Below are 25,438 nucleotides of genomic sequence, written 5' to 3'. Positions count from 1 at the left end.
TTAGTTGATATATTAAAAGATACTGTATTTTTGCTAAAAAGTCAATCGTCGCTCTCTTTTTTTAACATATTTTCCCATTTATCCATATCGCGTAAAAATTTCCTGCTTTTTAAATATAAACCGGAATATTCATCGTAGTAAGTATCAATTGCTTTTTGGAGCCATTCTTTTGTTTCTGGTTTGACATCAATGTTGCCTAGTCTATCTAATTGGAAGATAAAGAATAACCGTAAAAGCTTCACCACATTTTCTGGCAAATGCATCCGGTAACGATCTCTATCAAAACAACGATGGCAAATAATCCCATTACTTCTCGTTGAAAAATCAAAATGTCCGGTTGTTTCACCGCAGATAGCACATTTATCCATAGTTGGATAGAGCCCAAGAACAGGCAACATTTTCATTTCATAGATTTGAGTAAGGATTTGTGGGTCGTACCCTTCATCTATATCACGCAAAATTTGAAAAGTTAGTTCATATAAGTATGGGTTCGGTTGACGCTCTTCAGTTGCTTTATCAAGTAGTTCGCATACATAGGTCGCATAAGCCGTCATAAAAATATCTTGTTGGATAGAAGAAAAGTTTTCTATTACTTCGCCTTGTTGAAGCGTGCCAAGACCATTTCCGCCGAAAAAAGTAAAATAACCATTCGTAAATAATTGGGTTACTGCGGCTAGTCTGCTTTTTGTTTTTTTTGCGCCGCGAGCTACCACACCAATTTTCCCAAATTCACGTGTATACATTCGGACAATTTTATCTGATTCACGGTAACTCGTTTGCCGTATCACGATTCCTTCGCATTTTTCCATGTGGTAAGCCTCCCTTTTTTCATACGGTTTATTATAACATTTTCTTTATGTTTATGTCTTTTTAAATTTTTTGCTATCTTTCCGAGCTTACCTATTGTAAAATAGAGAAAAAGGCATGAAAAGAAAGGATTTTTTAAACTATGGATATGTTACTTATATTACTTATCAGCTTATTTACACTCACATTCATAGGTGTTGTTGTGGGAATTATTTTGCTTATTGTAAGAAAAGAAAGATGGGCAGGAATTATTGTTGCTGGATTATCATTTGGAATTGGCTTTTTCGTATTAATAGCTGGTCTAAATGTAGTGACGGCTTCACTGTCTAAATTAGCTAATAACCCATTTTCTATTTATAATTATGAATCCGGCGAAGATACGAACACCAGTAACTTCGAGGAAGACTATGATGAAAATTATTACGATGACTACACAGATGTAAACTTTGGTGAAGCTGTTACGATTGAAAATGGTAGCACAGTCACTATTTCCAAACCTGAACTTTCTCAGAAAAAAGAAGGTTATGAAATTTATAAAGTAAAAGTGAAATTTGAAAACACAAGCTCTGATCCAATTGAGTTCTTTTCTGAAGACGTTTCATTGTATGATGATACCGATGACGATTATGGACAACAAATTACAGAAGATGCATTCTCTGGAGAAATTCAAGCTGGTGAATCAAAAGAATTAACACTTTACTATGAAGTGTTTAACTCAGGCCCATATGATGTCGAGTATGACAACTATAACTGGACTGAACAAGAATAAGTAAAAGCATCTGGCACACAATTTCGATTGTGTACCAGATGCTTTTTTTAATACTCTTCGCGGTCGAAACCGTAATCTTGTAAATAATGTTCTTTGTCGCGCCAATTCTTTTGAACTTTTACCCAGATTTCTAAAAATACTTTAGAACCGAGCAAGCTTTCAATTTCTTTTCTCGCACGCATGCCGATTTGTTTAAGCATTTGACCTTGTTTACCAATGATAATGCCCTTTTGTGTACTTCTTTCGACAATAATTGTTGCATTGATAGTAAGTTTTTCTGTCTTAGGATTTTTTTCAATCCCTTCGATAACTACAGCAACCGAATGCGGCACTTCTTCCCTAGTTAATTGTAAAACTTGTTCACGAATTAGTTCGGAAATGATGAACCGTTCTGGGTGATCCGTAATTTGGTCTTTTGGATAATACATAGGTCCGATTTCTAAATTAGCGTTCGTTTGCTCTAATAAATTAGGCACGTTATTCCCTTGAAGTGCTGAGATAGGGATGATTTCTTCAAAATCCATCAACTCACGGTACTGTTCAATCAATTTGAATAAATCTTCTGGTGCAATTAAATCAATTTTATTAATTAAAAGAAAAACAGGTGTTTGCACGTTTTTAAGTTTTTCAATGATAAATTCATCACCGCGACCAAATCCAGTAGATGCGTCGATTACAAAATAAATTAAGTCTACTTCTTGGAATGTGTTTAATGCGATTTTTACCATGAAATCGCCTAATTTATGTTTTGGTTTATGTATTCCTGGTGTATCGATGAAAATAATCTGTGATTCATCAGTTGTGTAAACGCCTTGTACTTTATTTCTCGTAGTTTGGGCTTTATCACTCATGATTGCAATTTTTTGACCGATAATATGATTTAATAAAGTTGATTTCCCAACATTAGGTCGCCCAACTATAGCTACAAATCCTGATTTAAATGGTTCGCTCATAACATATCCTCCGATGTGAATGCGCCTGGTAAAAGTTCTTTCACTGTTACCGTCGCTGTTTTTCCTGTTAAGTTTGTTAAAATTACTGGCATATCTGGTGCGCAAAACTCGCTAATGACTTGTCTGCATGCCCCGCACGGCGAAACCGGGCCATCTGTATCGGCTACGACAACCAGTTGTTTAAAATCGCGTTTTCCTTCTGATACAGCTTTAAAAATAGCTGTTCGCTCTGCACAGTTGGTTAAGCCAAATGATGCATTTTCGATATTACAACCAAGTACGACTTCATCATCCGTCGTAACAAGAGCTGCTCCTACTGGAAATTTTGAGTAAGGAACATACGCAAATTCTCTTGCTTGTTTAGCGAGTGAGATAAAATTATTTTCTTTCATTTACCAAGTCACAATCCCTTCTTTTTATAAAAACATCTGGCAAAAGTATGGTATGAATATAATTAGTCCGATAAAACTTGCAACAAATGCGGCTAATAATACCGCACCTGCAGCTACATCTTTCGCTTTCTTCGCTTCATCAATATACTGTTCTGTTGCTACATCTACCGCTCGTTCAATCGCTGTATTAACCATTTCTAGTATTAACACGCCAAAAATAGATAGGATTAATAACGTCCACTCTGATTTAGTGACATGGAAGAAAAAGCCGCAAATAACAACAGCGAGAGCCGCAAATGTATGGAACCGCATATTTCGTTCTTCTAAAAAAGCCGTTTTTAACCCAGTAAAAGCATGATGAAAAGATTCTGCATAATTTTTACTGCGCTTGTATTTTCTATCTTTCAAGTCCATAAGCATCCAACACTTCTTTTTGTAAGCCGAACATTACTTTTTCTTCGTCAGGCTCCATATGATCATACCCAAGCAAGTGCAGCAATCCATGAACTGCTAAGAAACCTAATTCTCTTGCTTTTGTATGTCCGTAATCTTTTGCTTGTTCTTCTGCTTTTTCAGTGGAGATAATAATATCACCAAGCATGCGAGGTGTTTCAAGGTCAAACTCGCCCCAATCAATTTCTGTTTCCCCGTCGCCCATTTCTTCAAGCGCAAAGGAAATAACATCCGTTGCTTGATCTTTGTCACGGTATTCCCGGTTAATTTCACGAATACCTTCATTTGTTGTAAAAGTGAGTGAAAGTTCTGTTCCTTGCTCGATTTTTAAATAACCAGCAGCAAATTGCAGAATATTTTCCACTAGTTCTTTATCTTCGTCAGGTAGCTTGCTTGTTTCATCCAGTAAATCAATCTCTAAGACCGTCATCTTGTGTCCCCCCTATTTCAATCTTTGTCATCAGGATATTGAATTCGTTGATGATATATTCCATTTAATGTGGCGATTAATGTGTCACGAATGATTCTAATTTCTTTAATCGTAATATCACATTCTGTAAACTGCCCATCTAGGAAGCGATCTTTAATGATTCCATCAATAATTTCTGTTATTTTTGCCATCGTTGGTTCTGTAGAAGAACGAACCGCAGCTTCCACGCTATCAGAAATATTAATAATCGCAATTTCTTTTGTTTGTGGTTTTGGTCCGCTATAACGATAATCGGCTTCTTTTACATCTGGATTTGTCTCTTTTGCTTTAAAATAGAAGTATTTAAGCAATGTTGTTCCATGATGTTGTAGCGCGATATCGATAATTGGTTGTGGCATATGATTTTCTTTTAAAATCTCTGCGCCATCTTTTGTATGCGAGAGAATTATATCACGACTTTGTTCTGGTGTCAGCCTATCGTGCGGATTAATTCCTTGTAATTGATTTTCTACAAAATATGGTGGTCTTAACGTTTTACCAATATCGTGATAAAAACAACCAACACGAACAAGCAAACTGTTTGCGCCAATTTTATCGGCACAGGCTTCGGCTAAATTGGCTACCATCATACTATGATGATATGTTCCAGGCGCTTTCATTAGTATTTTTTTCAGTAATGGATGGTTTGGATTGGCAAGTTCAACTAAACGGCTCGTAGTTAATAAACCGAAAATCGTTTCAAATAACGGAATAACTCCCACGCCAAGAATAAATGCACCAAACCCACCTAAAAAAGCGTAACCGATTGCCATTAAAGTAGAAACTTGTAATAGCGTACTGTTGTTTATGAATAACAATAGTAACACATAAACCATATTTATGATGCCAACCATAAATCCTGAAAACATAATGGCCGAACGTCTACTGTAATCTCGCAAAGCTACTACGCTCGTCGCACCACTCAGTAGGATAAAGACAGTTATACCGCTGTTGGCGTCATTTTGAAAGGTTAATAAGCTTGTTACAGCGATAAAAATGACACTCAAAAAGGCATATTTCTCGTTAAGTAATATTTTTAGTATCATTGGCGCAAATGCTGCTGGGAATAAGAAAGCAATATTGCTGATATTTTGTGTTTCTAAGAATAAAATAATTAACAACATAAATAGCGAAACAACATATACAGAAGAAAAAATCAACATCGTTTGCATTTTTTTCGCTTTAGGTTGCGTCTGTTTTTTCGTGTAAAGGAACAAGATTGCTGCTAGTGCAATAATGAAAATCGCAAAACCGGCATATTGTTTTACAGGCATTTTTTGATCGAGTAAATGCAGCATTTTTAGCTGGCGATAGGTTTCTCTATCAACGATTTGGCCTTCTTGTACAATAACTTGTCCTTGTAAAATTTTCACAGGAACAACAGATTGTGCCGCTTCTTTGCGTCTGGCATCGGTTTGCTCTTCATTATAAATTTCGTTAGGTACGATTGCATAAGAAACTAATACTTTCGATACGTTTTTGTAATAAGAAGGTATAGCAGATAGTTCAATATCATCGCGTGCTCTAATTTTGACGGAATTTAGATTTTCATCACGGATTTTATTTTCCATGGTTTTAGCCACTTCAGTTGTTACAACATCTTCCATAATGTTAAAATCTTTATTTTTCGCTTCGATTAAAGTAGTAAGCACTTCATCGGATATGTTAGAAGTTATTTTTTCGGATACATTGTTTGATAATTTGTCTTTTAAGTTTTTTAGTTTCGTTTCTGTTGTCGTTGGTGCGGGAGCTGGTTTATCCTCTTTTTTTGCTTTTTCTTTGTTTTTTGTGTCGTTATCTTCGGCCTCTGCATTTACTTCATTTACATAGGCGAATACACTTTGGATAAGGGCTACTCGATTTTGACCAGTTTCGCGATTGTAGACATAGACATCTTCTACGGCATCGCTTGCTTTGGTCCGTTCTTCTTTCGTTTTTTGTGTATCTTCTACTGTTTGCGGCGAACGAATCGTTTTTTCAGCGACTTGGAATAATTTGACATTGTATGATTCCGGTTTCGTCATTTGGCAAACGAGAAAATACGCTATAACAGCAAAACAAACAAGGAGCAGCGGAAAAAGGTATTTCTTTCCACTTTCGATGTACCAATTTCTCCATTTCTTGGGTAGTTTCACATCTTAGTCTCCTTTCTAATTTTGTTTCCCTTCGTAAGCTTTAATTATTTCAGCAACTAATGGGTGTCTGACTACATCATGATGTTCAAAATAAACAAAACCGATATCTTTGACGTCTTTTAAAACTTGTTCTGCGTTTACTAGGCCACTGGTTGCGCCTTTTGGTAAGTCAATTTGCGTCATATCGCCATTGACAATCATTTTAGAATCATAGCCAAGGCGTGTTAAAAACATTTTCATTTGTGCGATGGTCGTATTTTGTGCTTCATCCAAGATAACAAAGGCATGATCTAACGTGCGTCCCCTCATATAAGCCAGAGGAGCTATTTCAATGACGCCGCGGTCCATTAACCTTGTTGTATGCTCTGTGCCGAAAATATCGTATAGCGCATCGTATACAGGTCGTAAATAAGGATCTACTTTTTCTTTTAGGTCTCCTGGTAGAAATCCTAAGCTTTCGCCAGCTTCAACGGCAGGTCTTGTTAAGATGATTTTGCTGACATTTCCTTTTTTCCATGCGTCTACTGCCATAACCACTGCAAGATATGTTTTACCAGTACCAGCTGGGCCGACGCCGAAAACGATATCATGTTTTTTGATCATTTGAATATAGGTTCTTTGTCCGAATGTTTTAGGGCGAATAGGCATCCCTTTGGCATTCTTCGTAATTTCTTCTTCAAATAATGTGTGGAAGTAGATTAATGTGCCGTTTCTTTGCATTTTTACTGCTTGGGCAATGTCGCGACCATCAATATGAATGCCTCGTTTTACAGTTAGAATAAGTTCATTTAAAACGGCTGTCGTATGCTGTACAGGTTCTTCTTCTCCTGTGATGGATAATGATTCTCCCCGTGTAATAATTTTTACTTGAAGTAATTCTTCTAAAAGTTCGATATTCTTATTATTATTGCCGAATAAATCTTGAATATTTGTGTCATCAGATAATTCGACTACTTCATTAAATTCATTTAGCATTGGCTAACCCCTTCACCTGTTATAAGTGCCTTGATTAGTTATATTATACACGAAATTGCCTTGCTTGAAAAACGAAGCGATAGCAACTACGCAAATCGAGTAAAAATAAGCATAAAAAAACAGGATTTCCTCCATAAAATACGAAGGAACCCTGTTTCTTAATGTTTCAAAACTAGTTTGAATTAGTTTATGAAAGATATTTTTTTACGAATTGGTTAACAGCACCGCCGTCAGCTTTGCCTTTTACTTTAGGCATAATTGCGGACATTACTTTGCCGAAATCAGCTTTACTAGATGCGCCAACTTCTTCGATAGTTGCTTTCACAATATTCTCAAGCTCTTCAGGAGTCAATTGTTTTGGCGCGTAGTCCTCAACAATGACAATCTCGGAACGGACTTTATCAGAAAGGTCGCTACGTCCAGCTTTGTCAAACTCTGCTAGAGAATCTCTGCGTTGTTTGAGTTCGCGGGAAATCACGGTTACTTCATCATCCGGAGTAAGATCTTTCACACCTTGGTGAATTGCTTCGTTTTGTAAAGCTGCTTTTAACATACGAATAACGGAAAGTTTTTCTTTCTCTTTATCGCGCATCGCTTGTTTCATATCTTCATTTAACTTGTCAAGCAGTGTCAACGAAATCATCGCCTTTTAATTAGAATTTGCGTTTTCTTGCTGCTTCGGATTTTTTCTTACGTTTTACGCTTGGTTTTTCATAAAATTCGCGCTTTCTGGATTCTTGCAAAGTTCCACTTTTGGAAACAGTACGTTTAAAGCGACGAAGAGCATCTTCAAGCGATTCGTTTTTACGAACTACTGTTTTTGACATCTCTCTTTCCCTCCCTCCGGCACTTACATGCACTCACTTAAATCCTTCATTTAAGTTCCAGAATAGGACATAACGGAAAATAAATTATGAATTATTCTGAAGTAATGCAGATAAGCATTCACTCATTAAAAATTATATACGAAACATCGGGCATCGTCAACATGAAATCGTTAACTTTCGCATAAAACTTTGAAATGTTATTCGTTTTTACTTTTATAAAGGTCAAAATAGAACGAAGCGGCGGATAAAACATAGAGTGGAGCAGTTTCCGTTCTTAAAATTCTTGGGCCGAGTCCAGCGAGTTTTGCATTCACTTCTTGAAGGAGAACTAGCTCTTTTTCGCTAATACCGCCTTCTGGTCCGAAAATACATAAAACAGACTGTCCAGGCTTGATTGTTTGGAATAAACTGGCAAGCGCGCTGTCCTCGCCTTCTCTGGCACTTTCTTCATATGCTGCAATCACATAGTCATAATGCACATGGTCGAACATTAATTCTTTAAAGCTGGCAGCATAATGCACTTCTGGTATAATCGTCCGATGTGATTGTTCGGCTGCTTCTTGCGCGATTTTTTGCAGACGTTCGATTTTTTTGATGACTTTTTTATCATCCCATTTCACTACAGAACGTTCTGCTTTGAAAGGAATAAATTTATGCGCGCCTAGTTCGGTGGCTTTTTGGATGATCAGTTCTAGTTTATCACCTTTCGGGAGGCCACTCGCAATTGTGATTTCAATTGGTAACTCCGTATTTTCCTCCAACCATTTAACGAGATTTAATAGCACTTCCTCGTCATTAATGGCAGTTATCGCGGCGATACACGTTTTTTTACTTGGGAAAGCGATAAAAACTTGATCGGATTCTTTCATTCGCATGACACGAATCATATGATGAAAATTTTCTCCTGTTATGCTGATTGTATCGTTATCGTTTTCGAGTTCGTTTGTTACGAAATAACGTTGCATTTATTCCACTCCTCGTTTGGAAATAATCGCAACCCAGTCCCCTTGTTGCTCGATTTTTTCGATAATAAGTCCAGCATTTTTCAGCGCTTCTTCTACTACTTTTGCTTTATCTTTAATAATTCCGGAAGCGATGAAAATCCCGCCCGGTTTCAGTGCCGCATAAACATCTTCAGGGAAAAGTAAAATAACTTCGGCTAAAATGTTTGCGACTACGATATCAACGTTTGTTTTATTGATATCTTGAAGTAGATTGTTTTGTTTCACGGTAATGATATGTTCTGTTTTGTTCAGCTGAATATTTTCTTCGGCTGCACGAGTGGCAATTTCGTCGAGATCCGTTGCTAAGATAGACTTAGCACCTAATTTGGCACTGGCAATACTTAATACGCCTGAGCCGGTTCCGACATCAATAATATCGTCCCCTGGTTGCAAATAGTCACTTAAAGCGCGAATACATAGTTGGGTAGTCGGGTGGGTTCCTGTACCAAAAGCCATTCCTGGATCCAGTTCAATGATTATTTCGTTCGCGGATGCTTCGTAGGTTTCCCAGCTAGGCACGATTGTAATTCTGTCGGTGATTTGAACCGGATGATAGTATTTTTTCCAAGCAGTAGCCCATTCTTCGTCGTCTACATCATTTACAACAAATTGAAATTTACCTAATGGGATATCAAAAGTTGTGAGGTTTTTCAAGGTTTGTTCGATTTCTGGGATTTGCTCTACGAATTCAGATGTTTTTAAGAAATAAGCTTTAATGATTACGCCTTCTTTTGGATAATCTTCGCGTTTAAGCGCGTAAATTTCACCAAATTTATCTTCGCGTTCACGCAAAAAGTCAGCTACATCTTCAATTGATACGCCGGCTGCGCCAAATTCTGTTAAAACATTTGCCACTGGCTCTACTGCTTCGTTTGTTGTATGGACTTCTACTTCTGACCATTCCATTTTTTAACACTCCTTTAGTATGTAGAAAAGGTCGATGGTTGCTTCTCGCACAACTATCGACCTCTACGTTCATCAATCGCCTTTAAAAGCTCGTTTCATTTTGTCAAAAAATCCGGATGTTTGCTCATCTACTTTGTCTCCTGTAGTGGAAGCAAATTCGCGTAAGATTTCTTTTTGTTTATCATCTAGTTTTTTCGGAACGATTACTTTGACGATGACGTGTTGATCACCTGTTCCGTTGCCACGAAGATGCGGAACGCCTTTGCCACGTAAGCGGAAAGTTGTTCCTGTTTGAGTACCACTCGGAATTTTCAAGCGAACTTTACCGTGAACAGTTGGAACGTCAATTTCGTCGCCTAAAGTTGCTTGTACGAATGTGATTGGGACTTCTACATAAATATCATCTGCTTCACGTTCGAAAAATTCATCTGGAATAACGACAAATACAACATATAAATCGCCGTTAGGTCCGCCGTTAATGCCTGCTTCCCCTTCGCCAGATACGCGCATTTGTTGACCGTCATTGACACCAGCTGGCACTTTGACTTTGATTTTTTTCGTTTTTGTTACGCGGCCTTTACCGTGACATGTGGCACATTTTTCTTTGATTTCTTTACCAGTACCATTACAGTATTGACATGTGCGTTTATTAACTACGCGGCCGAATGGGGTATTTTGTTCCACGTTAATAGAACCTTTACCGCCACAATGGCTACATTTTTCAGGTGTAGTTCCTGGTTTTGCCCCGGAACCGTGACATGTATCACAGTTTTCTTCGCGAGGGATTTCGATTTCGGCATCTTTACCAAAAACAGCTTCTTTGAATTTAAGACGCATCGTATATTGTAAATCGCTACCTTGTCTTGGGGCATTTGGATCTTGTTGACGTCCGCCACCACCGAAGAACGTGTCAAAGATATCTTCAAATCCGGAGAAGCCTCCGCCACCAAAGCCACCACCAGCACCGCCGCCGAAGCCTTGGTTTGGATCTACATGTCCGTATTGGTCATATTGTGCACGTTTTTGTGGGTCACTTAATGCTTCATAAGCCTCTGATATTTCTTTGAATTTCTCATCAGCGCCTGCTTCTTTATTTATGTCCGGATGATACTGTTTGGACAGTTTCCGGTAAGCTTTTTTTATTTCGTCCGCTGAGGCGCTTTTGGAAATACCAAGCACTTCATAGTAATCTCGTTTTGCCATCCGCCATCACTCCTGTCCATGATAGATTTTTATAGTCCTAACGTATTGTAACATTTGAAAGAGATGTTGTAAAAACTTTATTTCAGATAAAAAGCCAAAGCCACAGTAGACTTTGACTCATTATCCTTACCTGTTAAAAAGATTATTTGTTTTCTTTGTCGTCGTCATTTACTTCTTCAAATTCAGCGTCTACGATGTCGTCATTTTGAGGAGCTTCTTGACCTTCTGCGCCGCCTGCTGCTTGTTGTTCTGCTGCAGCTTGTTCGTATAATTTAACAGATAGGTTTTGAACGATTTCGTTTAAGCTTTCTGTTTTTTCTTTAATTGCATCGAAATCTTCGCCTTTAAGCGCTTCTTGTAATTCGTCGCGAGCTGCTTCTGCTTTTTTCACTTCTTCTTCGTCTACTTTTCCTTCTAGATCTTTCAATGTTTTATCAACAGTGAATACTAGTTGGTCAGCGTTGTTGCGAAGTTCTGCGTTTTCTTTGTTCTTTTTATCTTCTTCCGCATTTGCTTCTGCGTCTTGAACCATTTTTTCGATTTCTTCGTCTGTTAAACCTGAAGAAGATTTAATAACGATGTTTTGTTCTTTACCAGTTCCAAGGTCTTTCGCACGAACTGTTACGATACCATTTTTGTCGATATCAAATGATACTTCGATTTGTGGAATACCACGTGGTGCTGCTGGGATATCCGCTAATTGGAAACGACCTAATGTTTTGTTGTCTTTTGCCATTGGGCGCTCACCTTGAAGCACATGAATATCTACGGCTGGTTGATTGTCAGCTGCTGTAGAGAATGTTTGAGATTTAGATGTTGGAATCGTTGTATTACGTTCGATAAGTGTAGTCATAACGCCACCCATTGTTTCAATACCAAGGGATAATGGAGTTACGTCAAGTAGTACAACGTCTTTTACATCACCAGTGATTACGCCACCTTGAATTGCAGCACCCATTGCTACAACTTCATCTGGGTTTACACCTTTATGAGGTTCTTTGCCTAATTCTTTTTTGATTGTTTCTTGAACTGCAGGAATACGAGTAGATCCACCAACTAAAATAACTTGGTCAATATCGCTTGCAGAAAGGTTTGCATCTTTTAATGCTTGACGAGTTGGCGCAATTGTACGTTCAACTAAGTCATGAGTTAATTCATCAAATTTAGCACGAGTAAGTGTTACTTCTAAGTGAAGTGGACCAGCTTCTCCGGCTGTGATAAATGGTAAAGAGATTTGTGTGCTTGTTACGCCAGAAAGATCTTTTTTCGCTTTTTCAGCTGCATCTTTCAAACGTTGAAGCGCCATTTTGTCTTGGCTTAAATCAATGCCATTGTCTTTTTTGAATTCAGCTACTAGATAGTCAATGATTTTTTTGTCAAAGTCATCTCCACCTAGTTCGTTGTCGCCGGCAGTAGAATGTACTTCAAATACGCCGTCACCTAGTTCAAGGATAGATACGTCAAAAGTACCGCCACCAAGGTCAAATACTAGGATTGTTTGGTCTGTTTCTGTTTTATCCATACCGTAAGCAAGTGCTGCCGCTGTTGGTTCATTAATGATACGTTCTACTTCAAGTCCAGCGATTTTACCAGCGTCTTTTGTTGCTTGACGTTGTGCATCGTTGAAATAAGCTGGAACTGTGATAACTGCTTTATCTACAGTTTCACCAAGGTAGTCTTCTGCATAGCTTTTTAGGTATTGCAAAATGATTGCACTGATTTCTTGTGGAGAGTAGTCTTTTCCTTCTACTGCTTCTTTATAGTTAGTACCCATGTGACGTTTAATAGAACTTACTGTGTTTGGATTTGTGATAGCAGCACGTTTCGCTACTTCACCTACTTGGCGTTCGCCGTTTTTGAAACCAACTACGGAAGGTGTTGTACGTGCGCCTTCTGGGTTAGGGATGATTTTAGCTTCTCCGCCTTCTAATACTGCTACTGCAGAGTTTGTTGTTCCTAAGTCAATACCGATAATTTTGCTCATTGTTATTTCCTCCTGTTATTCAGTAATTATTTTTTATTGATTTACTTTTACCATTGATGGGCGAATAACCCGATCTTTTAATTTATAACCTTTTTGAAGTTCGGCAGTGATTTCGTTGCTTTCTGCATTTTCATCACTGTCTTGCATAACGGCTTGATGGAAATTCGGGTCGAATTGTTCGCCGACAGCCGGAATTACTTCAATGCCTTCTTTTTCAAAAGCAACAAGAATTTGGTTGTATACCATTTCCATTCCTTTTAAAATTTGCTTCACTTCTTCTTGGTCAGAACTCGTTGCAAGTGCTTTTTCAAAACTATCTAGTGCAGGCAGTAAATCTTGCGCTAGGCTTTGCGAACGATATTTCTGGCTAGCATCACGGTCTGCGATATGTCGTTTTTTGACGTTTTCGAAGTCCGCTTGCATACGAAGATAGCGATTTTCCACTTCATCAAGTTTGTTTTCAAGTTCTAAAATCTTCGTTTGTTCCTCGGTTAAAGCATCAGCCGTAGCTTCTTCTTCAACAGTTTCTTCTGATTCATCTAAAATGTTTAATTCTTCTTGTTCGATTTCATCAGCTAGTCTTTCTTTTTTGTTCTTTTTCTCAGACACTTTAGCCACCTCCTGAAAAAACTTGTGCTTTTTCAGCCTTCCTAATTTTGGTTATCACGATAAAGTTTGGTTAACACATCGGTTAAATCTCGGCTCATTACATCAACAAGTCCCATCATTCTGCTATATTCCATTCTTGTTGGGCCTAAGAGTACGATACCGCCAACGCGTTCGCCAGCAATATTATACGTCGCTGTAATGATACTACAATCTTCCATTAGACTATTATTGTTTTCTCGACCAATCTTAACTTGAAGGCCATCGGGAATATCCCTAAACAATTCATACACATCTTGTTCTTCTTCCATCAAATGAAGCATCTCACGGACTTTATTAATATCATGAAATTCTGGTTGGTTGAGGATATTCGTTTTTCCGCCAAAATACACTTTTTGTTGACTTGCTTGAGCAAAAGAATCGGAAAATACATGCATAAAGCTTTCATAGTTTCTGACATGCTTGCCGAGTAGTTCTTTTACTTCCATTGGTATTTGTACTTTTAAATCATCAAGCGAAAGTCCAATCAATCGTTCATTTAAAATGTTGACCATTCGTTCAATATCGGAAAGCGTGGAGCCCTCAGGTATTGTCACAAGATGATTATCAACATGCCCTTGATCGGTAATTAAAATGAGCATTGCTTGAAAATTATTAATTGGTACAAATCTAAAGCCACTTAAATGATTTTTCGTCGCTTCAGGACCAAGCAAGATGGACGTGTAATTGGTTAAATCGGATAACATTAAAGCTGAATTTTGGATAAGTCCTTCCATTTCATAATAATTCTCTGAAAAGAAAGAACGAATCATTTGCCTGTCGGATTTATCGAGCTTTTTGGGCTGGAGTAAATAATCGACATAGAAGCGATACCCTTTCTCAGATGGAACTCGTCCGGATGAAGAATGCGTCTTTTCAATAAAGCCGTATTCCTCGAGGACACCCATCTCATTACGGATAGTCGCGGAACTATAAGGCAAACCTTTTTCCTTCAGCAAATTCTTTGATCCAACCGGCTGAATAGTCCAAGTGAAATGATCGATGATGGCACGGAAAATCAAAAGTTGTCTTTCTGTTAACATAGCAATCACCTCTTTTAGCACTCCATAACGTCAAGTGCTAAATACAAGTATAAATTTACCAAACAATTCCACCTTAGTCAACCGAAAACACTCGATTTCAGACTAAAGTAGGATTGTTTGGTCAAAAAAGGTCAAATGATGCGGTTTTAAAGAAATTCTTGGAAAACGTTATTCCCTAAAAATCTTCCGCTTCTTGTAAGCGCCACATTTTCTTCGTTATTTTCGAGCCAGCCTTTAGCCATTGTTTTTTGAATGGCATGGGCAAAAGTAGTATCTAAATCTTGGCCGAATTTTTGTTTGAAGTGGCTTTTATTTACACCGTCCACTTTTCGCAGTCCTAAAAACATTTCTTCTTCCATTTTTTCTTTTAGCGTAAGTTCTTTTTGTTGGAACGTTGGTAGTTTATTTTCTTGTAAGGGTTCCATGTATTTTTTGATTGGTCCAAAATTGCTGTATCGTGTGTTGCCTACATAACCATGTGCTCCGGCGCCGAATCCGTAATAATGTTCGTTGCTCCAGTAAGTAATATTGTGTTTACTTTGGAAGCCTTCTTTGGCAAAATTACTAATTTCATATTGTTTGCGGCCGTGCTTTTCCATTTCGTTCAGCAGTAAATCGTACATATTTGCTTCGGCGTCTTGGCCGGGAAGGAAAAGTTTTCCTTTTTGCATGAGGTTGTAGAAAATCGTTTTTGGTTCGATGATCAGTGAGTATGCGGAATAATGGGGTAAATCCAAATCAAGTGCTTGTTTTAATGTGTCTTGGAAATCCGCTTCTGTTTGGCCTGGTAAGCTAAAGATTAAATCGATACTCACATTTTCGAAGCCGATTTTGCGCATATTTTCAACGGATTGATAGACGTCTTTCACGGTATGAATACGGCCGATTTTTTTGAGTAGCTCGTTGTTGAAGCTTTGAACGCCCATACTAATACGGTTGACTCCATGATCTTGCATTGCTTGTAATTTGGATAGCGAGAGATCCCCCGGGTTTGCTTCGAAGGAAAATTCGATATCTTTTTTGAGTGGTAATATTTCTTGGATAGCTGTGCAAAGCCTAGCAATTTGTGCTTCGTTTAAGGTCGTAGGTGTTCCTCCGCCAACAAAAACCGTGTCGACTGGTGCGATTGGTCCTTTTGCGGCTGTGAGTTTCATTTCTTTTATTAGTAAATCTACGTATTCGTCGACAGGTTGTCCTTCTAAGAATACTTTATTGAAATCGCAGTAATAGCAAATATGTTCGCAAAACGGAATATGGATGTATACCGCTGAACGCTCATTACTCGATTGGTTCGTATTTATCATTTTCATCAATTCCTTGCACTTAAAATTTGCTTCGTTGTCCATTAGTCAGTTTAACATATTTTTAAGTGCTTATGTGCTGGATTCGCTTTTAATCTAGTAAACCGTACTTCGCCAAACTATCAACTGCCTCTAAGACAGCTTCTTCTTTGGTAGAAATTGGCGTCCAACCTAACATATTTTTTGCTTTTGCGTTACTTATTTGGCGATTCATATTAATCATTAGCTCGCCTTCTTTGGCATGTTTGTTAAATAAGGCAGCTGCTCTAATAGCAGCATTCGGTAAAGTTTTTTGCGGCATTTTAGAAATGAGTTCGGGACGCTCTTGGCGCAGTAAGTGAGCGATATCTTCCATACTGATTTCTCCGTCTGCAGATGCGATAAATCGTTCGCCGTTTGCTTCTTTAGTAATCATTGCGCGGATGTGTAAATCAGCTACATCTCTTGCATCTACTACATTCAATGGGATATTTATGACACGCTTCATGGAGCCGTTCAATAGATTTTTGAGTAAATCAAAGCTTCCGGATACATGGCTACTTTGCGATGGGCCAAAAATGGCTACTGGATTAATCGTCGCAAATTCTAATTCTGTTTCGTTCTCCATAAATTTCCAAGCTTCTTTTTCTGCGATTAGTTTCGATTTTTCATAGGTCGATAATCCTTTAGCAAACTCATCGGTCCAAAATTCTTCTGTTGTGATGCTCGTTTTGTCTGCGTTACTAAAACCAATTGCGCCAAAATTAGAGGTCATAACTACTCGTTTTACTTTGGCCGCTTTGGCTGCTTTTAAAATTCGCGTGATCCCATCTATTGCTGGGCGGATTAATTCATCTTCGTTTTTAAATTTACCGAAAAATACTGGTGATGCGACACTCAGCACATATTCGCAGTCGAGCATAGCTTCTTTCCAACCTGCATCTTTGGATAAATCAAGTTCAACAAAGGATAGTTGCGTAAAATCTGTTATTCCATTATTTTTCAGTATTTCGATGATAGTGTCTTTACTTTTTAAAGAACGGACTGTTGTTTTGACATGGTAGCCTTTTTGCAATAATTGAAAGATAATATGCATTCCTAAAAATCCAGTTCCGCCAGTTACTAATACGTTGTTTTTCATCATAAATTCCTCCGATAATATTAAATTTTGCTTATTTGTTTTATTAACTTTATACTTACTCTAAACCCTAGAGTATGGTATAGGGCAAGTAAATTAATTATTGGAGGAAAAAATGACTTATTCTATTAAAGAGGTATCCAAAATATTTAATTTGTCGATTTATACATTGCGTTACTATGATAAACAAGGTTTGCTACCGTTTGTTTCTAAAAATCAGTCTGGATACCGCGAATTTACGGAATCAGATTTGAAATTAATTCATACAATTTGTTGTTTGAAAAATACGGGAATGCCACTAAAGCAAATCCGCACGTATATTGATTGTGTTATGGAGGGGCCTGTTTCTATTGAAACGCGGAAACAGTTACTTTTAGATCATCGGACAGTTGTTTTGAAAAGCTTAGCGGATTTAACGGAAAATCTAAAAGAAGTGGATGTGAAAATAGCGAAGTATTCCTCCCCTGATGCTGTAGAAGTTATTACCGCTGAGCGAAATTATGTCAGCATGGAGAAGAAAAGTCATGATTTAATTTATCCTTATCATATATAAAAAAAGTTGTGCCATGAACGTATTTGTTCATAGCACAACTTTTTTATTATTTCGATTCATCCATTTTCAAGATTGCCATGAAGGCCTCTTGTGGAACTTCAACGGAACCGATTTGTTTCATCCGTTTTTTACCTTCTTTTTGTTTCTCTAGGAGTTTCCGTTTACGAGATACGTCCCCACCATAACATTTTGCAAGTACGTTTTTACGCAGTGCTTTAATAGTAGAACGAGAAACAATTTTTGTTGCAATTGCTGCTTGGATTGGTACTTCAAACTGTTGTCTTGGAATAAGTTCTTTTAATTTTTCAACGATAATTTTACCACGCTCGTAAGCAAAATCACGATGAACGATAAAGCTTAATGCATCTACTTTTTCGGCATTTAAAAGAATATCCATTTTCACAAGTTTAGAAGCTTTATAGCCAATTAATTCATAATCAAACGACGCATAACCTTTTGTAGATGATTTTAATTGATCGAAAAAGTCGTAAACAATTTCCGATAAAGGAATTTCGTACACAATACTTACTCGGATATCATCTAAATACTCCATCGTAATGAAGTTTCCGCGTTTATTTTGTGCTAGTTCCATAACTGCTCCAACGTAATCATTCGGTACCATGACTGTTGCTTTTACGTATGGCTCTTCCACGCTTTCAATTACACCAGGTTCTGGCATTTCAGCAGGATTATCAACCACGATGTTTGAACCATCTGTTAAGTTTACATGGTAGATAACGCTTGGAGCAGTAGTGATTAAATCAATGTTAAATTCACGTTCAATCCGCTCTTGAATGATTTCCATGTGTAGTAATCCTAGGAAACCACAACGGAAACCGAAACCTAATGCTTGAGAAGTTTCTGCTTCAAATTGAAGAGCCGAGTCATTTAGCTCCAGTTTTTCTAAAGCATCACGCAGGTCATTGTATTTAGAGGAATCAATTGGATAAAGACCGCAATAAACCATTGGATTTAATTTACGGTAACCATCCAGTGCTTCTTCGGCTGGATTATTTGCAAGCGTGATTGTATCACCTACTCGCGTATCACCAACATTTTTGATAGCAGCTGTTAAGTATCCAACATCACCAACAAGTAATTCGTCGCGCGGTGTTGCCTTCGGAGAGAAAACGCCCACTTCTGTTACTTCGAATTCTTTACCATTCGACATCATTTTAATTCTGTCACCAGCTTTCACAACGCCGTCCATGATACGAATATTGGCAATAACGCCACGGTACGCATCAAAAACAGAATCAAAAATTAGTGCTTTCAGTGGTTTATTTACATCTCCGGAAGGTTCTGGTACTTTTTCAACGATTTGTTCAAGAATGTCTTCAATACCGATACCTGATTTCGCAGAAGCAAGTACAGCCTCAGACGCATCTAAGCCAATAACATCTTCAATTTCTTCACGGACTCTTTCTGGGTCGGCTGCTGGTAAATCGATTTTATTAATGACAGGCAAAATTTCTAAATCATTATCAAGCGCTAAATAAACATTGGCAAGTGTTTGTGCTTCAATGCCTTGTGCAGCGTCTACTACTAGAATCGCTCCTTCACATGCAGCCAAACTTCTTGATACTTCATAGGTGAAATCGACATGCCCTGGTGTATCAATCAGATGGAAAATATATGTTTCTCCATCTTTTGCTTTATATTTTAATTGTACAGCATTTAATTTTATGGTTATCCCGCGTTCACGTTCTAAATCCATCGAATCTAGTAGCTGATTTTTCATTTCACGATGCGTTAAAGCACCTGTTTGTTCTAAAATCCGATCAGCGAGTGTAGATTTACCATGATCTATGTGCGCGATAATCGAAAAGTTTCTAATTTTCTTTTGTCTTGCATTCATTTCTTCTTTGTTCATTTCCCCAGCTCCTGATTAGAACTCATCGCATAAATCCGATGGCAAGCTATCCTTGATTATATCAGTAGAACGCTTAACATTCAATGACTTCTTTATTAAATACAGATAAATTTAAAATAAAATAGAAAGTATTATTGCAATATGGCTGTGATTTCGGTATAATAGCATTTGTTCTGATATAATTTAAAAAGGTATGTTATATGAAATAAATACTACCTCATTAGTTTGGACGGAGGTGAATGGAATGCCAAATATTAAATCTGCAATTAAACGTGTAAAAACTGCTGAAACTCGCAACAGCCGTAATGCATCTCAACGTTCTGCAATGCGTACTGCTATCAAGAAATTTGATGAAGCAGCTGCAAACAACGCGGACAACGCGAAAGATCTTTACGTAGAAGCATCAAAAAAATTAGATAGCGCTGTGAGCAAAGGATTGATTCACAAAAACAATGCTGCTCGCAACAAATCTCGCTTAGCTGCTAAATTAGCTAAATAATACCGAGTTCGGTATAAAACATCACACCTTGTGTGGTGTTTTTTGTTTGTAAAAATAGCTTTGTCGCTAAGGACAAAGCTATTTTTTATACTGACTTTTGACGATTATCCTGTAATTCAAATAAAAACCATTCGAGTTTCTGTTCTTTATCACCAAAACCTGTTTTCATTTCAAAATCTATTTCTGCTAATCGTTTTAAAGCCTGATTTAATTGTCGTTCTGAGAAATTCTTTGCTTGTTTAGATGCTAACTTTACGCGAAACGGATGCACCTTTAATTTAGTTGCAGCTTGTTGTTGTGAGTAGCCCTGTTGTTCTAGCAGCTTTAATTGGTTCAGCAATCGGAATTGACTAGAAATTAATGCTAGTATTTTAATAGGCTCCTCTTTTTGTTTTAATAAATCGTAATAAATTCGGAGTGCCCCACCGATATCCATGGCAATCATCTTATCTAGCAACAAGAAGATATTTTGCTCTAGTGAGCGAACGACTAAAGATTCTACATCTTGAACTGTAATTTCTTTAGTATCAAAACAATATAGCATTAATTTTTGTAATTCATTCATTGCTGTTGTTAACTGACCACTAGTTAATTCGATAAGTCGAGTTATGGCTGTTTGTGACATTTGCATGTGATTCTCGCTTATTTTTGCTTCAATCCATTTTTTTAGTTCATTTTCATTAGGGCGTTTCGCTTCTATAACTGTAGCCGTCTTTTTGAGTAATTTAGTCAGCTTTTTACGTTCATCCAGTTTTTCTACACGTGCCACAAAGCATAGCACAGAGTAGTCTACAGGCTCGTTGAGATATGCTTCTAATTTCGCAGTATCATGTTCTACTTTGTTTTTACTTTTTTCGGTCGTTAAAAAGAGCGGATTGTTTGCCATAACTAGACGTTTGTCACCAAAAAATGGCATGCTTTCTGCTTCTTGAACGACTGCTTCGATTGGCATTTCCTCTAAATCTAAATTGGCATAGTTAAACTCTACCTCTTCGCCATCTAAAATGTTATCTATCAAAAGTTGCTTCGTTTCGTTAATAATATAATCTTCTGTCCCAATGATTAAATACACTGGGGTTATTTTTTTGGAGCGTATTTGTTTCCATTCTGGCAGCATCTAATTCGCCTCGCTTCACTCTTATTTCTCTTTCTATGGTAAAACATGAAATAAGAGATAGCAAGTTTTATTTCAAAGTCGCTTCAAAGCCTTTTCCAAATGTATAAATTATTTCTCCTTGTAAGTCTGTTCGTAAAATCGTAGTCTCTGCAGCCTCTAGCGTTTTTAAAGTTTCTGCATGAGGGTGACCAAAACGATTTTTCACTCCACAAGAAATAATGGCAAAAGTTGGTTGGACTTGTTGCATAAATTCTTTGGATGTCGAAGTCTTGCTACCATGGTGTCCTACTTTTAGAATATCTGCTTTAACTGGTTGATCTAACAGTTTTTGTTCTCCATTTGCCTCTAAATCTCCGGTAAAAAGCCACACTTTATTATCCAATATCGCTTTCAAGACAATGGAGTCGTCGTTTCCCCCAACACCCGCTTGCGTTGGGTACAAGCATTCAAAACGATTTTCACCCACTTGCCAGTTCGCTCCCGCTAAAATAATTGTTTGCTTTACTTGCGGCATAGCATCAAGCGCTTCTTTCATGATCGCTTTATTTTCGGCTCCTTGCGCAAAAATAAGTTCTTTAATAGAAATATTTTTCGCTAAGTCATCGAGCCCTTCCATATGATCTGCGTCACTATGTGTAATGATTACTTTATCTAGACTACTAATTCCTTTAGATTTTAAAACTGGTGTAAGTGTACTCTCGCCAATTGTAAATGGCTTCCTCTTTTTCGCCCAATCTTCTTTCTCAAATGGAAGTTGTCCACCGGTATCAATTAAATAATTGCCTTTGTTATAAGGTAATTGAATTAAAATGCTATCCCCTTGCCCTACATCAACAAAACTAACTTTGCCAATAAAATTAAAACTGGAAATATAACAAAGCATACAAAAAAAGATAAAAATCCCTATCGGAAACTTTTTCTTTTGCCATTGATAAAAGAACAATAGGATTGTACCTATAATTAAAACAAGAATAATAGTATTCGGTCTTCCAGTCACAAGTGTTTGCCGCGGTATCTTTGCTAAAACATTGGTGAAGCTTTCGATAAATTGGATAAGAAACGTCAGCACGGATTCAGGAATAGCTGAGAGAACCGGGGAACACATAGATAATAAAAAGACACTTATACAACCGGGTAATATAATAATTGTAAAGATTGGAACATATAGCAAGTTGAAGAAAATCCCTACCCATGAAAAAGAGTAGAAATGATACATCATCACAACGGATGACATCATCGTTGAAACAAAGGAAATAGCGAGTGACTTAGTGAAGATATTCTGTTGCCTAGTTAATATTTGACATGAGGATAAAATAATGCCGAATGATACTGCATAGGAAAGCTGAAATCCCACTTCGTAAATGACATATGGTTGTAGCAAGAAAAATAGCACAAAAGATAAGCAAATAACCGAAAATGAACTCCATTTGGTAGCATATTTTTCTGATAGCAAAAGTAAGGCTGTCATTGTTGCTGCACGAATAACCGGCGGATTTGCTCCCGTGAGAATAATGTAAAAAGGTAAAAAAATAAGCAAGCAGAGTACGGCTCGCTCCCGTGTTATACCAAATTTCAATAATAAGAAATAGATAGCCCCCACTAACAAATTAACATGAAGTCCGGAGATAGCTAGTAGATGGACAACACCCATTTGTTGATAGGTTTCATACATTTCAGGCGAAAAACCATTTTTTTCACCAGTAATTAACGCGAGAAAGTAAGGATTTATTTTTGGAGAAATATTTTCAGTTATATGTGTTATTGTTTGTAAACGGATATTTTGAATGCGCATTAAGGTGGATGGTGAAACTTCATCTGAAATCGATAGTGAGCTTGCTTGAAGAACATAATGTATCCTTTGGCGTTTAAGATGTTCTTGGTAATTAAATTGATTTTGGTTACGATTGACTTGAGGTGTCTCTATATTTGCAGAGACAGAAATAAACTGTCCGTATTGTAGATTTTTTAATTGTTGTTGTTCTTCTTCCGTTGTGATTTTATAACTTAATTGGAATTTTTCTTTTTTACAGCGTGAGATAGCTTGAAAACTGTCACCATCAACCTTTAAATTATCTATTATTTGACAGTTTCCACTAAATTCAGTTGCTGTAAAGGAGGAAGTATTTGATTTTTCTACAATAAATAAAAAGCTATATATTAGGAGATAGATGAGGATAAAAAGAAGGATCATTTTGGATTTTTTAATAAAAGCGATTAAACCGAGCAAACAAATACATATGGGAACGAAAGAGCCTGCAAAAGTCGCACAAATAATAGCTAAAACAATCATAGCTAAATATCGCTCGATAACGTTCCCTCCTTATTTAGTTCAATTTTTCTGAGATGTTTTGGTACAGTTGCTCTGCTTTTTCTGGTTCAATATTTACTTCGACTGCTGCTTCTTTAACTAAAGTATGCATTTTTTCTTCGTTCCAATTATTTACTTGGAGAACAGATTCATCAAATTCTACTTTTTGTAATTCAACACCAGCAATCTTAAACAATTCTAAAGCGTACGAATGGTTTTTATAGTCTTTCGCGAAATAAACTTTCTTGATTCCTGCTTGGATAATTGATTTCGTACAAGCAAGACAAGGGAAATGCGTCACATATAATTCCGCATTATCTGTAGTGGCACCAAATTTGGCACATTGTAGGATGGCGTTCATTTCTGCATGTATAGTTCGGATACAGTGACCGTCTACAACGTAACAACCATGTTCTGCGCAGTGATCTCCACCAGCGATGGATCCATTATATCCGCCCGCAATAATACGTTTATCTCGAACTATTGTCGCACCTACCATTAGTCGTGTACAAGTGCTCCTTGATGATATTAGATGACTTTGCGCCATAAAAAACTGATCCCATGCGATCCTTTGCACATTAAAAACTCCCTTATGATTTGATAAATATTAGTATAGGTGTTCAGAAGGAAGTTCGTCAACCACTTTTATTAATTAACATCCAAAAATTCTTTTAACTTTTCAACTGTCTTTTCGCCTATGCCAGAAACATTCTTTAAATCTTCTATTGTTTGAAATAAGCCTTCTTTTTCGCGGTACTCTATAATGGCAGTTGCTTTTGAGTCGCCAATTCCTGGTACTTGTTGTAAATCTACTTTTGTTGCGCTATTAATATTGATTTTATCGGTTGTACTTGTTGTTTCTCCCGTATTTGATGCAGGTAAATCTGGTCCTTCCTCTCCTTTTTTGTAGACATAAATACTCATCTCATCTTTTAATTTTTCTGCTAAGTTTAATTTGCTGTTATCCGCCTCTTCTGTGAGCCCTCCTGCAATTTTCACCACATCTTGCACTCTAGCATCCGCTGGTAATTTATACACACCAGGTGTCCGCACGGCGCCTTTAATGTCAATGTATAGATGGTTTGGTGTCTTTACTTCTTCTTTAACCGGTTTTTCTTCTTTCGTCACTGTTTGTTTTGCCGATATTTCCTCTGTCTCTCCATTTGGCAAACAAATATATACTAATCCAGCACAAAGAATAGCAACGCCAATTAATAAATAATTTTTGTGTTTTTTCAGAAGCTCCATCATGTCTATCACCGCCTTAATATACTATTCGCCAAATCCGTTCAAATTCCTTTTTGCAAACGAAACGGAAAATTGCATAAAAAAAGAAAGTAATCTTGGAAAATTACTTTCTTGCCACGAAAAAGATTCTTTCGCTTGTATTCGTTGGTTTTTCGAGGCTAAAATCAGCGTAAACATCTATTTTCGTAAATCCAGCTTTTTTTAATACATTTTCATAAGTGGAGATTGGATAGGTTCGTTCTTTGTGTAATTCATCTACTCGATTATACGTATCATCTTCCCCTAAAATGTAAAAAGTTAGCTCATGTTCGACGGAATGCGGATACTCGCCAGGAAAAGAATTCCAAATGGTTGAAATCTCCTCATCGCTATCGCCGTAAGAATAATCTTTAAAGCCTTGCTCTATTTTATATACAGAATGCACATCAAATAAAAACAAGCCATTTGGTTCCAAATGTGTTGATACTGATTGAATTGTGTCCTCAAGCGCTTGTTCTGTTTCCAAATAATTAAGCGAATCACAGAAGCAGGTAATAACATCAAAAGTTTGATTTAAAGCTAATTTTGACATGTCTTGTTCTAAAATCGGCAAATTAATTTCAGCGGCTGCCACTTTTTCTTTGGCAACGGCCACCATTTCTTTCGATAAATCCACGCCAGTAACTTGATGACCTAAAAAGCTTAATCGTAGCGCAAACTCTGCAGTACCACAAGCTAAATCGAGTACTTTTTTCGGTGTTTCACCAATAAAATCTGCAGAAAATTCTACCCATTCATCATAAAGTTCAGAATCCATGAGCCTATCATAGAATCCTGGAAAATATTCATAACTCATTATTAATTTCTCCTTAAAAAAA

At 37.2% G+C, this 25,438-nt stretch carries 26 protein-coding genes and 1 other annotated feature (1 of these 27 running past the window's edge); of the genes, 3 read left to right on the top strand and 23 right to left on the bottom strand.

Translation table 11 applies throughout. From position 1 onward, the window contains the following. Position 1, bottom strand: a binding site (T-box leader); it reaches 173 nt to the left of the window's first position. A gap of 40 nt (positions 2-41) precedes the next feature. After that, entirely contained in the window at positions 42-809 is a 768-nt protein-coding gene (recO, locus tag HCJ55_RS06580; protein WP_008947836.1) for a DNA repair protein RecO, read from the bottom strand. Between the two features lie 140 nt (positions 810-949). On the opposite strand from recO, the gene HCJ55_RS06575 reads away from it, so the two are divergent. Then, positions 950-1,576, top strand: a complete 627-nt coding sequence (locus HCJ55_RS06575) for a DUF4352 domain-containing protein (protein WP_185502244.1) — start codon at positions 950-952, stop codon at positions 1,574-1,576. Positions 1,577-1,623: 47 nt separating this feature from the next. On the opposite strand, the gene era is transcribed toward HCJ55_RS06575, so the two are convergent. The 16 genes from era to HCJ55_RS06495 all read right to left on the bottom strand — a co-directional run bounded on the left by era (position 1,624) and on the right by HCJ55_RS06495 (position 16,986). Continuing rightward, the gene (era, locus tag HCJ55_RS06570; protein ID WP_008947838.1) at positions 1,624-2,529 is read right to left on the bottom strand and encodes a GTPase Era; all 906 of its coding nucleotides are present in this window, start codon (positions 2,527-2,529) and stop codon (positions 1,624-1,626) included. Further along, a complete protein-coding gene (locus tag HCJ55_RS06565; protein WP_008947839.1) occupies positions 2,526-2,921 on the bottom strand; it encodes a cytidine deaminase in 396 nt (131 codons plus the stop codon). The genes era and HCJ55_RS06565 overlap by 4 nt, the downstream gene beginning before the upstream one ends. A 24-nt stretch (positions 2,922-2,945) precedes the next feature. Continuing rightward, entirely contained in the window at positions 2,946-3,341 is a 396-nt protein-coding gene (locus HCJ55_RS06560) for a diacylglycerol kinase family protein (protein WP_008947840.1), read from the bottom strand. Further along, positions 3,319-3,804 carry an rRNA maturation RNase YbeY gene (ybeY, locus tag HCJ55_RS06555; protein WP_008947841.1) on the bottom strand — a complete coding sequence of 162 codons (486 nt, stop codon included), beginning with the start codon at positions 3,802-3,804 and terminating at the stop codon, positions 3,319-3,321. The genes HCJ55_RS06560 and ybeY overlap by 23 nt, the downstream gene beginning before the upstream one ends. Before the next feature lie 17 nt (positions 3,805-3,821). Then, on the bottom strand, positions 3,822-5,978 hold the full coding sequence (pgpH, locus tag HCJ55_RS06550; RefSeq protein ID WP_185502245.1) for a cyclic-di-AMP phosphodiesterase PgpH: 2,157 nt from the start codon (positions 5,976-5,978) through the stop codon (positions 3,822-3,824). A 15-nt stretch (positions 5,979-5,993) separates the two neighbouring features. Further along, positions 5,994-6,953 (bottom strand): PhoH family protein, encoded by a 960-nt coding sequence (locus HCJ55_RS06545; RefSeq protein ID WP_003726017.1) that lies wholly within the window; start codon positions 6,951-6,953, stop codon positions 5,994-5,996. Positions 6,954-7,140: 187 nt separating this feature from the next. Further along, positions 7,141-7,587: a GatB/YqeY domain-containing protein gene (locus HCJ55_RS06540; protein WP_003736634.1), complete on the bottom strand. Its 447-nt coding sequence runs from the start codon at positions 7,585-7,587 to the stop codon at positions 7,141-7,143. 19 nt (positions 7,588-7,606) lie between these two features. Further along, positions 7,607-7,780, bottom strand: coding sequence for a 30S ribosomal protein S21 (gene rpsU, locus HCJ55_RS06535; RefSeq protein WP_003719762.1), 174 nt, complete (start codon positions 7,778-7,780; stop codon positions 7,607-7,609). A 197-nt stretch (positions 7,781-7,977) separates the two neighbouring features. Then, on the bottom strand, positions 7,978-8,745 hold the full coding sequence (locus HCJ55_RS06530) for a 16S rRNA (uracil(1498)-N(3))-methyltransferase (protein ID WP_185502246.1): 768 nt from the start codon (positions 8,743-8,745) through the stop codon (positions 7,978-7,980). Further along, entirely contained in the window at positions 8,746-9,690 is a 945-nt protein-coding gene (prmA, locus tag HCJ55_RS06525; RefSeq protein ID WP_185517517.1) for a 50S ribosomal protein L11 methyltransferase, read from the bottom strand. A 72-nt stretch (positions 9,691-9,762) separates the two neighbouring features. Continuing rightward, entirely contained in the window at positions 9,763-10,893 is a 1,131-nt protein-coding gene (dnaJ, locus tag HCJ55_RS06520) for a molecular chaperone DnaJ (RefSeq protein ID WP_008947846.1), read from the bottom strand. A 142-nt stretch (positions 10,894-11,035) separates the two neighbouring features. Beyond that, complete coding sequence (gene dnaK, locus HCJ55_RS06515) at positions 11,036-12,877, bottom strand: molecular chaperone DnaK (protein WP_185502248.1); 1,842 nt, start codon at positions 12,875-12,877, stop codon at positions 11,036-11,038. Between the two features lie 33 nt (positions 12,878-12,910). Beyond that, positions 12,911-13,486 carry a nucleotide exchange factor GrpE gene (gene grpE, locus HCJ55_RS06510; protein WP_008947848.1) on the bottom strand — a complete coding sequence of 192 codons (576 nt, stop codon included), beginning with the start codon at positions 13,484-13,486 and terminating at the stop codon, positions 12,911-12,913. 41 nt (positions 13,487-13,527) lie between these two features. Next, positions 13,528-14,565, bottom strand: coding sequence for a heat-inducible transcriptional repressor HrcA (gene hrcA, locus HCJ55_RS06505; protein WP_185391397.1), 1,038 nt, complete (start codon positions 14,563-14,565; stop codon positions 13,528-13,530). 146 nt (positions 14,566-14,711) lie between these two features. Continuing rightward, positions 14,712-15,869 carry a radical SAM family heme chaperone HemW gene (gene hemW, locus HCJ55_RS06500; RefSeq protein WP_185517515.1) on the bottom strand — a complete coding sequence of 386 codons (1,158 nt, stop codon included), beginning with the start codon at positions 15,867-15,869 and terminating at the stop codon, positions 14,712-14,714. Between the two features lie 88 nt (positions 15,870-15,957). Further along, positions 15,958-16,986, bottom strand: coding sequence for an NAD-dependent epimerase/dehydratase family protein (locus HCJ55_RS06495; RefSeq protein WP_185517659.1), 1,029 nt, complete (start codon positions 16,984-16,986; stop codon positions 15,958-15,960). 112 nt (positions 16,987-17,098) lie between these two features. Between HCJ55_RS06495 and HCJ55_RS06490 the strand changes: the two genes are divergently transcribed. Then, positions 17,099-17,536: a MerR family transcriptional regulator gene (locus HCJ55_RS06490; RefSeq protein ID WP_185517513.1), complete on the top strand. Its 438-nt coding sequence runs from the start codon at positions 17,099-17,101 to the stop codon at positions 17,534-17,536. Between the two features lie 46 nt (positions 17,537-17,582). Here the strand turns inward: HCJ55_RS06490 and lepA are convergent, their stop codons facing one another. Next, complete coding sequence (gene lepA / locus HCJ55_RS06485) at positions 17,583-19,409, bottom strand: translation elongation factor 4 (RefSeq protein ID WP_008947853.1); 1,827 nt, start codon at positions 19,407-19,409, stop codon at positions 17,583-17,585. A 244-nt stretch (positions 19,410-19,653) separates the two neighbouring features. Here lepA and rpsT point away from each other — a divergent pair, with 244 nt between their 5' ends. After that, entirely contained in the window at positions 19,654-19,908 is a 255-nt protein-coding gene (gene rpsT, locus HCJ55_RS06480; protein ID WP_003726526.1) for a 30S ribosomal protein S20, read from the top strand. An 85-nt stretch (positions 19,909-19,993) separates the two neighbouring features. Here the strand turns inward: rpsT and holA are convergent, their stop codons facing one another. From holA to HCJ55_RS06455, 5 genes are all read right to left on the bottom strand, one after another. Further along, on the bottom strand, positions 19,994-21,025 hold the full coding sequence (holA, locus tag HCJ55_RS06475) for a DNA polymerase III subunit delta (RefSeq protein WP_008947854.1): 1,032 nt from the start codon (positions 21,023-21,025) through the stop codon (positions 19,994-19,996). A gap of 67 nt (positions 21,026-21,092) precedes the next feature. Further along, entirely contained in the window at positions 21,093-23,315 is a 2,223-nt protein-coding gene (locus HCJ55_RS06470) for a DNA internalization-related competence protein ComEC/Rec2 (RefSeq protein ID WP_185517511.1), read from the bottom strand. Positions 23,316-23,349: 34 nt separating this feature from the next. Next, positions 23,350-23,910 carry a ComE operon protein 2 gene (locus HCJ55_RS06465; protein WP_008947857.1) on the bottom strand — a complete coding sequence of 187 codons (561 nt, stop codon included), beginning with the start codon at positions 23,908-23,910 and terminating at the stop codon, positions 23,350-23,352. A gap of 71 nt (positions 23,911-23,981) precedes the next feature. Continuing rightward, positions 23,982-24,584 carry a helix-hairpin-helix domain-containing protein gene (locus HCJ55_RS06460; protein ID WP_185502255.1) on the bottom strand — a complete coding sequence of 201 codons (603 nt, stop codon included), beginning with the start codon at positions 24,582-24,584 and terminating at the stop codon, positions 23,982-23,984. A 100-nt stretch (positions 24,585-24,684) separates the two neighbouring features. Then, a complete protein-coding gene (locus HCJ55_RS06455; RefSeq protein WP_185517508.1) occupies positions 24,685-25,416 on the bottom strand; it encodes a class I SAM-dependent DNA methyltransferase in 732 nt (243 codons plus the stop codon). Positions 25,417-25,438 lie beyond the last annotated feature (22 nt).

Source organism: Listeria marthii, assembly GCF_014227425.1.
Classification (GTDB): domain Bacteria; phylum Bacillota; class Bacilli; order Lactobacillales; family Listeriaceae; genus Listeria; species Listeria marthii.
This window is presented reverse-complemented; position numbering and strand designations above follow the sequence as displayed.